This is a genomic window from Nitrospirota bacterium, from assembly GCA_020851375.1.
GTDB lineage: Bacteria > Nitrospirota > 9FT-COMBO-42-15 > HDB-SIOI813 > HDB-SIOI813 > RBG-16-43-11.
Genome location: JADZCV010000020.1, coordinates 20680 through 30356, shown reverse-complemented (window position 1 = coordinate 30356; position 9677 = coordinate 20680). Strand labels below are relative to the sequence as shown.

12 protein-coding genes and 1 tRNA gene are annotated in these 9677 nt (G+C 44.4%); 2 read left to right on the top strand and 11 right to left on the bottom strand.

Features of this window, described 5'->3' with window-relative positions; translation table 11 throughout:
- Nucleotides 1-286: 286 nt before the first annotated feature.
- From IT393_04320 to IT393_04305, 4 genes are all read right to left on the bottom strand, one after another.
- Nucleotides 287-1633: an FAD-dependent oxidoreductase gene (locus tag IT393_04320; protein MCC7201876.1), complete on the bottom strand. Its 1347-nt coding sequence runs from the start codon at nucleotides 1631-1633 to the stop codon at nucleotides 287-289.
- 301 nt (nucleotides 1634-1934) lie between these two features.
- On the bottom strand, nucleotides 1935-2789 hold the full coding sequence (gene hpnD, locus IT393_04315; GenBank protein MCC7201875.1) for a presqualene diphosphate synthase HpnD: 855 nt from the start codon (nucleotides 2787-2789) through the stop codon (nucleotides 1935-1937).
- A gap of 3 nt (nucleotides 2790-2792) precedes the next feature.
- Nucleotides 2793-3644 carry a squalene synthase HpnC gene (hpnC, locus tag IT393_04310; protein MCC7201874.1) on the bottom strand — a complete coding sequence of 284 codons (852 nt, stop codon included), beginning with the start codon at nucleotides 3642-3644 and terminating at the stop codon, nucleotides 2793-2795.
- Nucleotides 3628-4263, bottom strand: coding sequence for a radical SAM protein (locus IT393_04305; protein ID MCC7201873.1), 636 nt, complete (start codon nucleotides 4261-4263; stop codon nucleotides 3628-3630). The genes hpnC and IT393_04305 overlap by 17 nt, the downstream gene beginning before the upstream one ends.
- Before the next feature lie 200 nt (nucleotides 4264-4463).
- Between IT393_04305 and lpxC the strand changes: the two genes are divergently transcribed.
- Nucleotides 4464-5333, top strand: coding sequence for a UDP-3-O-[3-hydroxymyristoyl] N-acetylglucosamine deacetylase (gene lpxC / locus IT393_04300; protein ID MCC7201872.1), 870 nt, complete (start codon nucleotides 4464-4466; stop codon nucleotides 5331-5333).
- 169 nt (nucleotides 5334-5502) lie between these two features.
- Here lpxC and IT393_04295 read toward each other — a convergent pair whose 3' ends face one another.
- Entirely contained in the window at nucleotides 5503-6021 is a 519-nt protein-coding gene (locus tag IT393_04295; GenBank protein ID MCC7201871.1) for a winged helix-turn-helix domain-containing protein, read from the bottom strand.
- Between the two features lie 202 nt (nucleotides 6022-6223).
- Nucleotides 6224-6484 (bottom strand): hypothetical protein, encoded by a 261-nt coding sequence (locus tag IT393_04290; protein MCC7201870.1) that lies wholly within the window; start codon nucleotides 6482-6484, stop codon nucleotides 6224-6226.
- Between the two features lie 252 nt (nucleotides 6485-6736).
- Here IT393_04290 and IT393_04285 point away from each other — a divergent pair.
- Nucleotides 6737-6811: transfer RNA gene (locus IT393_04285), tRNA-Val, on the top strand.
- 27 nt (nucleotides 6812-6838) lie between these two features.
- Here the strand turns inward: IT393_04285 and IT393_04280 are convergent.
- The 5 genes from IT393_04280 to IT393_04260 all read right to left on the bottom strand — a co-directional run bounded on the left by IT393_04280 (nucleotide 6839) and on the right by IT393_04260 (nucleotide 9612).
- Nucleotides 6839-7936: a site-specific integrase gene (locus tag IT393_04280; GenBank protein MCC7201869.1), complete on the bottom strand. Its 1098-nt coding sequence runs from the start codon at nucleotides 7934-7936 to the stop codon at nucleotides 6839-6841.
- A 1-nt stretch (nucleotide 7937) separates the two neighbouring features.
- On the bottom strand, nucleotides 7938-8132 hold the full coding sequence (locus tag IT393_04275; GenBank protein ID MCC7201868.1) for a helix-turn-helix domain-containing protein: 195 nt from the start codon (nucleotides 8130-8132) through the stop codon (nucleotides 7938-7940).
- Nucleotides 8133-8271: 139 nt separating this feature from the next.
- On the bottom strand, nucleotides 8272-8616 hold the full coding sequence (locus IT393_04270) for a helix-turn-helix domain-containing protein (protein MCC7201867.1): 345 nt from the start codon (nucleotides 8614-8616) through the stop codon (nucleotides 8272-8274).
- A gap of 243 nt (nucleotides 8617-8859) precedes the next feature.
- A complete protein-coding gene (locus IT393_04265; GenBank protein ID MCC7201866.1) occupies nucleotides 8860-9348 on the bottom strand; it encodes a hypothetical protein in 489 nt (162 codons plus the stop codon).
- Nucleotides 9349-9402: 54 nt separating this feature from the next.
- A complete protein-coding gene (locus tag IT393_04260) occupies nucleotides 9403-9612 on the bottom strand; it encodes a hypothetical protein (protein ID MCC7201865.1) in 210 nt (69 codons plus the stop codon).
- Nucleotides 9613-9677 lie beyond the last annotated feature (65 nt).

The window sequence follows — 9677 nt, the reverse complement described above, 5'->3', positions numbered from 1 at the left end:
GGAACCTGTCCCCGCAGGATTTAAGCGGGTAGTGGGAATCTGGAATCAGGCATCGGTCTGGATTCCCGCTTATGCGGGAATGACGTTTTCGTAAACCCTGGTGAGCCTGAGGCTCATGACGGTTTACCTGAAAATGCTCCTGTCTACCCGTCATTCCCACGGAAGTGGGAATCCAGAATCAAGCCATCGGTCTGGATTCCCGTTTTCGCGGGAATGACGTTTTCACGTTTCTTTGTGAGCCGCCGGCTCATGATGGTGCACCTGTGCCATGGCAGGCCTCATGTCGTCATTTTGATACGCGGCCTACATTGCTGATGATTTCCCCTGCGCACTTATAGCCGCTGAGCACCGCGCCTTCTATTGTTGCCGGAAGGCCGGTGCTGGTCCAGTCTCCTGCAAGAAACAGGTTTTTAAAAGGGGACTTATGCGATGGCCTTAATTTGTCTATGCCAGGCTCAGGGGAGAAGGTGGCATGCCTCTCCTTGATGACTTTGGAGTAGATTAGTCCGGAACCTGCCGCCTCAGGAAATACCTTCCTCAGCTCTCTCAACGTCATTTCCACTAATCTTTCTGACGGAACACTTATAAACTCGTGAGCCCCGCTGATCACGACGGATAAAAGCCCCCTGTATGCTGAATCCATGAATACCTTTTCCTTGTTGAATATCCATTGTACAGGTGAGTTGAGCAATGCCACAAAGGCCTGTTTCATCAGCGGCTTATTGAATAACAGATGTACAGAGATGATTGGTGATGCCTTTAGGCTGGAGGCATTGCAGACTGAATTGAATTCTGTACCGGCAAGACCGGCAAATTTTTGAGCAGAATAGTACGGGACAGCGCTGATGTAATAATCGCCCTGAAAGACACGGCCATCGGTTGACCTGACTCCTGATACTGAATTATTTTGGGTAATGACAGATGAGGCCGGACTTCCCTTCTCAACGGACCCGTTATTCTTTTTGATGTAGTTTTCCGCATCTCCGGCGAACATCCTGCTTAGAGGCACGATAGGAAGCACGACCCTTGATGCGAGCCGGTTTTCAAAAAAGGCCTTTCTTAAGACATTCCTGAAGATGGCGGCTGAGGACTTGTCAGGACCTTCATTCATCGTTGCAAGGGTGATTATATCCCACAGTGTCTCCCGCGCCTTTTTCCCCTGTCCCAGCATTTTCAACCACTGAGTTATTGTCATGTCATGTGATGAATCAGGTGATCTGTCATACAGCACCCCTTTTGCTATGTTCAACATGCGGATTCTTTCCGGAAGGCTTATAGCCTTAAATCTCAGAATGCCTGACAGGATATGCAGGGGGGCAGGGAGTGGCAGGCAGCCCAGCCTGTATTGTTTGCCGGTCGTGTCAAGAAAATCAACGCTTAGATTTTTCTGGAACGATACTTTGTCAGAGGCCCCTATCGTATCAAGAAACCTGAACGTATTTTCGTAGCAGCCCATGAGGATGTGCTGTCCGTTATCAAGCTCAAGGCCGGTCCGTTTGTCAATAAAAGAATGCGCCCTGCCGCCGAGAAATCTGCCCTGCTCAATAAGGGTGACGCGAAAGCCGGATGATGCGAGCTCAACAGCCGCAGTAAGGCCGGCGAGCCCGCCGCCTATGATGATCACTTGTTTCACTCGAAAATACTCCTAAGTACCCGTCATTCCCACGGAACTTGTCCCCGCAGGATTTAAGCGGGGAGTGGGAATCCAGAACCAGGCCTCGGTCTGGATTCCCGCTTGCGCGGGAATGACGTTTTCACGATCCTTTGTGAGCCCCGGCATATGACGGTTCACCTGAAAACGCTCCTAAGTACCCGTCATTCCCACGGAACTTGTCCCCGCATTATTTAAGCGGGGAGTGGGAATCCAGAACCAGGCAATCGGTCTGGATTCCCGCTTGCGCGGGAATGACGTTTTTCTTGTCCCATCCGAAAATTCACGTTAATTTGATGTTGATCCAGGTACTTAATGCAATGTATATCTTCTGTGATTTCGAAAGTTGCGGGGTGCTCTCATATACGTTGTAGTTGGAGGCCTCTATCTTATTCAGCAGCCTGCTGTATATGACCCGCATAATCTCTCCGGCGACCATAGACTGCCGGTCCTCGCGCGGGAGCGTCTTCTCTGCACGGTTGTAGAAACTCCATGCGCGCTGTGCCTCAAACTTCATAAGTTCTACAAAGGCCTTGTTGTAACTGGAGGAGAGGAGTTCTTCCTCAGTGTAATTGAATTTACTGAGGTCTTCCGCCGGCAGGTATATGCGCCCCTTTTCTGCATCAGTCTTTATATCCCTGAGTATATTGGTAATCTGCATTGCTATCCCCAGGTCAACGGCATAACCGAGTGTTTCTGCATTTTTATATCCAAAGACCTCAGCGCAGATAAGTCCCACAACTGATGCAACCCTGTAGCAATACTTGTGCAGTTCATCAAATGTCCTGTACCTGTCTTTAGTCAGGTCCATTTCAACTCCTCTAACAAGTTCAAGAAAATATTTCTGCGGGATGCCGTACCTGTCAATAAAGGGTTTAAGTTCCATAGTAACTGCGTGAGACGGTTTTCCATCATACATGTTGTTTATCTCTGTCGCCCATTTGTTGAGGGACTCTGAGGCCTCTGCACGGTTGTCTGATTTGTCTGCCGCATCATCAAGGCAGCGGCACAGTGCATAGACAGAGTATATGGCCTTTCTTTTTTCTGAAGGGAGAGTCAGAAAGGAGTAGTAGAAGTTTGAGTTGCTCTCCTTTGTGATCCTGTGTCCAACTGTTGCTTCTTTAGGATTATCCTGCAATGGTCAGTGTCCTGAAGTCAGTGCCCGTAGTACTATCCATATTTTATCCAGTTTAGTTATGACGGGTCTCTTATTAAAAACGTCATATCCGTTCTGTTCTATCTTCTCAAGTATTTTCATTCCGCCTGAACAAATTGCCCGCAGTTCAACGGAAAGGCCTTTTTTTACGCTTGTGCAGAGTGGCAGGCCGCTCCTGAAGAGGTCTTTTGTGAAGGCTATTTCGCCGGCCAGCATTTTGCGGAACTGTTGATTCAACGTATGAGATTTCAGGTCATTGACAGAGTATCCATACCTCTCCATATCCTCCAGCGGGATATATATACGGTCTTTTTCAAGGTCTGTTGCAATATCCTGCCAGAAATTTGTAAGTTGTAAGGCCGTGCATATGAAGTCTGACAACCTGTGCAGCTCAGGGTCTTTGTACTCAAAGATGCTGAGGACAATTCGTCCAACCGGATTTGCAGAATAACGGCAGTAATTCAGGACATCCTGCATAGTCTTATAACGTTTGGTGACAATGTCCATCCTGAATGCTGTGATGAGATCTCTGAGAAGCCGGTCAGGGATATGGAATTTCCCGATGGCCTCTTTTAACGAAACAAAAACAGGATGGACGGGATTGCCTGTCATGCATTCATCGAGCCTCTTTTCCCAGTCAGTCAGAAGACGTGCCCGTTCATCTTCTGCATATCCGGCTTCATCTGCAAAATCGTCTGCAGTTCGTGCAAAGGCATATACTGCATGAACATATTTTCTTTTTTCCCCTGGGATGAGCCACGAACCCACAGGGAAGTTTTCATAATGGTTTAAGGCTATCCTGCTGCAGTGATTAAAAGAGTCAGACACCTCTGGCATCAGCCCCCCAGATATATTTGTGCAATTGCAGCTGCAGGCGGACATTAAGATTGTCATTGATTATCCATTCTGCAAGCTTCTTCGGGTCAAGCCGGCTAAACACAGGGGCTATCAGTACAGTGCAGATATCCGGCAGGTTATGTGACTCTATGACGGCTTTTGCCCACGCATAATCATTGTAATCAGAAACTATGAATTTAACTTCATCAGCAGGGGATAGTGATTTAAGGTTGTCCCACAGGATGTTTCCTGTCATCCCGCTGCCGGGACACTTGATGTCGAGAATCTTTATAACTTCCGGATGGAGTCCTGAAATATCAATGCTCCCGTTTGTCTCAACGAGAACCCTGTAACCCTTTTTGACAAGGGATTCTGCAAGAAGGGGAGTTTCTCCCTGCAATAGCGGCTCTCCGCCGGTTATTAAGACGTTCCTGCAATCATACTTCTCTGCCAATTTTATTATCTCATCAATAGAGTATTCTTCTCCCTCATCGTACGCATATGTCGTGTCACACCATTCACATCTGAGATTGCACCCTGAAGTTCTGATAAACAGAAAGGCTATGCCTGCATACGATGTTTCACCCTGAATACTCTTAAATATCTCATATATCTTCATACAGGCGTTTGTATCAGAAAAGGGCATTTCAAGTCAAGGCAATAAAAAGATCGTGTGATGCATGATTGACACACCAATATAGCAGGTGTTGCGCTAATGACACAGTTGTGGTATTAGAAAAAGATGCTTTATCTAATTGAAAATATTCATTATTTATGGTTTGAATGCAATGGCACGAATGTTGCTTAAATTATGGAGTTATGCGTTATCAAAGGACAATCAAAGAAAGTGTAGGTTGTAAGGGTGTAGGATTACATTCAGGGGTAAAGGTATCAATGAGATTACATCCCGCTCCCCCTGATACCGGGATAATATTTATCAGGAGCGATAACAACACTCAGTTGGCAGCAAGGACTGAGAATGTAGTTTCTACAGAGTTCTCATCAACCCTTGGCTCGAATGATTCGAGTGTAAGGACTGTGGAGCACCTTCTGGCTGCTGCAGCAGGACTCAATATTGATAATATGTATGTTGAGTTGGATGCACCTGAGGTCCCGATTATGGATGGGAGCGCATTGCCCCTCGTTCAATTAATGTTACAGAGCGGGATAGTGCAGCAGGATAAGCTCAGGCCCCATATAAAGATACTTGATACTATTGAGATAAACGGTGGAAACGGATATATCAGGATTGAGCCTTCACCTTTTCCTGCCATTACGTACATTATGGATTTTGATCATCCGCTGCTCCGAAAACAGGAGTATCTCTATCATCCTTCTATAGATGGTTTTATAAGTGAAATAGCGCCTGCACGTACATTTGCATTTCAGAAGGACATCCTTTTCCTGAAGGAGAGAGGTCTTGGACAGGGTGGTTCGCTTGAGAATGCAATCATCCTTGACAGTGACGGAATATTAAACAGGGACGGATTGAGGTTTAAGGATGAGTTTATCCGGCATAAGGTGCTGGACCTGATTGGTGACTTATCGCTTTTATCAAGGTCGTTTATAGGACATGTTACAGCCTGCCGTACCGGTCATACCCTTAATACCAGGTTGGCCTCTGCTATTCTTGCCAGCAGTGATAAGTGGATTGAGGCAGGAAACCTCTCCATTACAAAGAATACATAAAAAAATGGGGGCTTTACAGAAAACATAAAGCCCCCTTTATTGGCATGATTGAACAACACCATTATTTCTTTTTTGCTGGTTTCTTTGCTGCTGGTTTCTTTGCTGCCGGCTTTTTTGCTGCTGCCTTCTTCTTAGCCGGTGCCTTCTTCTTTGCTGTTGCCAATTAAAATCACCTCCTTTCGTGATTCTGTGTCTCTTCTCCTGAGAGGTTGTATGTGTTGGGGGAAACTCTCAGAAACCTCTTGTCCCTGTTTAAAGATATTGACACAGATGTTATCGGTGTTTTACTCCTGATTTTAACCCCGCCTTCAAGAAGACGCTGATAGATGTCCTTTGCATGAAGCGCCTTTCCTTCTTCTTTCAGGATAAGATACGCGGCCTGGGGTATGCTAAGTCCGGAGAATTTGAATTGGTTTAGTAAAAGGTCTTTAGTTTCTTCAGCCTGTTTCGATGCGCTTTTATCACTATCTTCAGGCTGGGCCTGCTGTGCGGCGCGGGATTTGTTTCTCTCTACCTTGTAGAGAGTTTCTGCTAACTCAAGATATCTCTTCGCTGTTTTAATCTCATCCTCAAGGCGGTCACGTTTTTTCTGCAACTCGATTAGCTTATTACGATACATCATAATTCGCTGTTCGAGACCACCCAGAATATCTTCTAATTCGTCGAGCGTACTACCTTCCTTAAGCATACATTTATTACTATACACGCTATATAGAATATTTGTCAAGATATTTTTTATACAATGAATATTGTTTGTATTAGATACAAATATATATGTAAGGATATTTGTATTGTTGCATGAATGTAGTAATGGATTATCTTGAAATTCCGGGCTTGAAGTCTCCGGACAGAGAGAATAACAGAATGGATAGTTAATAAAAAATAACTACTTAAACATCCTGACATAGAAACTCATTAACATAAGTATCAACTGCGGGTAGTTTATCGTCTGTAGCAACATTGGAGATAAAATAGTCTTTTCCGCACCTTTTTAAAATGATTTCATTTTTTGTAACCATACTGTCTATTGCAAGAAATATTAAATTGTATGAGGTGTCAAGGGTCTGTTCTAATTCAAAGAGGGTGATGCTGCCATTCTTATCTACAAGGTTTTTGATCTGCTTCGATACATTGCTGAGGGGCTCTTTCATGATAATCTCCTTTTTTTTAGAAGGTAGGGTTAGAATTTTGCTTGAATGTATATACAAACGGCATGCCAGATGGAAAACTTTAGCAGAAATTTTATTTTCCTATGTTTTCAGGATGTTAGAAAAGGTGATTCGAAGAGCGCTGTCTGATTTTTCGTGTTTTCGACAATATTATGACAGTGTCTGTCAAATTGTATATATAGATAATTCCCTTGACCGGTCTGATAACTTGTGTTAATAATACGGCAAAAATCCGGGCGATTAGCTCAGTGGTAGAGCGCTTCCTTCACACGGAAGAGGTCGCAGGTTCGATACCTGCATCGCCCACCAATGAAATCAATGGGTTACGAAATGCTGTCATAGGCTGTTTACCTCAAATTGTATACTTTTTGTATACTTCGCATCAAACAAGCGATCTTCCACTGAGTTAATCTTTCCGTTTAAGGCGTTGTCCAGTATGTCCATTGCCTTTACCATGTGTTCAGGTGCAAGATGTGAATACCTGAGAGTCATCGCAAGTGTCTTATGGCCAAGCAACTTGCCGACTGTAGTAATGTCTACCCCCGTCATGACAAGTTGACTGGCAAAGGTGTGTCTCAGGTCATGGAAATGAAAGTCCCTTATTCCTGCCCTCTTGCAAGCAGTCTGAAAGGAATGCTTAACATCTTTATACTGTTTGCCTGTGATCGGGTCATAGAACACATGCTGAATATCTATACGCCTTGTTATACCAGTTAATGTTTTTCTCAGGGTATCATGAATAGGTATCTGCCTTTTTTCTCCGTTCTTAGTTACATCTAACAGGATAAACCCGTGTTTAAGGTCTATATTATCCCATCTCAAAGATAGTATTTCTCCCCGCCGCATACCTGTATTGAGTGCTGTAATAACAATGGGTTTTAAGTGGGGATCGCAGGCGTTAATAAGTGCCTGACACTCTTCCTTAGACAGATAACGTAATCTTTCGCTATCATCCCGTAATAGCTTGACCTTCCTGACATTCTTTAAGACCTCTGATTCTACCATATCCCAGTCTGCAGCCTTAGAGAACATGTGCTTAAGGATATTCAGGACTTTATTGCAACTGCAATTCTTAAGACCCCTTTTTATAAGGTCTGTCTGTAATTGCTCAACAACAGAAGTGCTAAACCTTCTCAAAGGAAGGTTTCCATAGGTTGGGATGAGCTGCTTTATAATATATTCCTTAATCTTTGCTGATTTCTGTCTGCCATTGACCCAGGCAATGTAAGTTTCCGCAAGTTCCTTGAAGGAGTGATTACCGATCTTCTTTATCTCAGGTTGTTTACCTTCTTTTATTGCCTGCTTTCTCTTGATAAGCAGGGCCTCAGCGTCTTTGAACTTTGTGCTTCCGGAAGGTTCATAGACGATCCTGCCATCGAGACCGGCATAACGTATCCAATATCTGTTGCCACGTTTATATATTCCTTTTGCCATATCATTTCACCCCCTTTCTTAAATCTTCTTCTATTCTGGACAAAAGTATCTTTGCAGTTTTACTTGGTTTTCTCACCCCCCTTTCCCATTGATATATGCTTGTAATGGACACGCCTAACAACTCAGCCAGTTTGCGCCTTGTGATTGTATATGTCTTTCTCAAGATTCTGATATTTTCAGGCGTCCATTCAGGCATAGAGGAGAGTATATATAACATAGTTATACTTGTCAAGGGCATTCTCAACTATACAATTTGGTATACAGCACATTGTAACCTATTGATTTATTAACTATAATATCCTTTGGAACTTCCCTTATACAGAAGTGGCTACCCATTATTTTATCCGTCTCAGGAAGTTAGCTGGTGGGGGAGAGGTGGCAGGACACTTATGGGAGTCAAGCCACTTGTCTATCTCCTGCTTCCTGAATCGCAACTGGCTGCCTAACTTATGATGAGGAATAGCGTTGACATGGGTCTGCTGATATATCCAGTTTGGCTTAACGTCAAGGTATTTTGCAAGGCCGTCTACGTCCAGTATGGTATCATCCTCAAGCCTACCGGATAACAGAAGTCTTATGGCCTTTACGACCTCCTGGGATATTTCCCTGACAAGTTCCTGCGTGTCTATGTTGACTTCAGCCTTCAACCCTCTGAGTTCCCCCTGTTTATGTTTGGACATTCCTCGCAGGCGGACATACTGGCAAGTGCCTGCTCCAGTTTCCCTGCGGAGTAATACGTCCGTGTCCCGACCTGAAACAGTGGACGGTTCAACATCCCAATGTCCAGCAACCGATATATTGTTACCTTCCCAAAACGACGTTCGCAATCCTCCAGAGATAGTACCTCGTGTCCCAAGTCTGTATATTTCTTCCGGAGTTCCCGTACCTCTTGCTTTTCCAAGCGGGTTAATCTGCGGTATAAACTACTGTAGATCATGGCTTTTCTCCTTTCCTGAATTACTCGTATTGCTGTCGGTCTGTGCTTCCTCTTTCCTGTCTGACCGATATCCTGACAGGTCAACAACCGTCAGTGATTCCTCGACCTTACGTTCTTCAATCTTCTTAGTTACAGGCCCAAGGGAGGAGCGGTTGTAAAGCCTCTCTTTTGCCCCCTCAATTAGTGATGGAGGGATGTCTTTCCCTTCCCCCTTGTGGACTTTTAACTTTGCAAGCTGAATGTCATTCCTTATTATTGCCGGAAGGTGTGGGTCAATAAGGCTCTGTATGTATTCCCGAATTTCTGCACTCTGTAAAAGCCTGTAAGGTCTCGCTGTGACTGACCCTTGACGATACCCGCTTGCAAGATAGGCAGTCTGCGGTGTCAGGCCGTTTACGATATGTTCGGCAAATTTCTTCTGTCGTTTCGTCAGGCAAGTGACTTCATTTTTGGGTGGTTTTTCACGTTTTTTCATATTTTTTCGTTCCCTTCTGCTTGATCAGCCTTGATACCTGCACCTGCCTCAACTTCATGCGTGTCCATCTTTTAATGAATAAGTTACAACAAGCTTAACAGTTTCACTCTCTGCCTCTTTTCTGCTCAAGCCTCCGTCATATTCCATGATTGCTGCCCGCTCCTCGAACTCATAAAGCAAACCATCTGCTGAAATGATTGCAGCTTTTACCTTGCTCCTTGAGTTGGATTGATATTTCTTGCAATACTTCTCAAATAATTTCATTTTGAATATCCTGATATTTCACTGACAATACTGACAAAACCCCTCAAAACAGGACTTTTGTCACT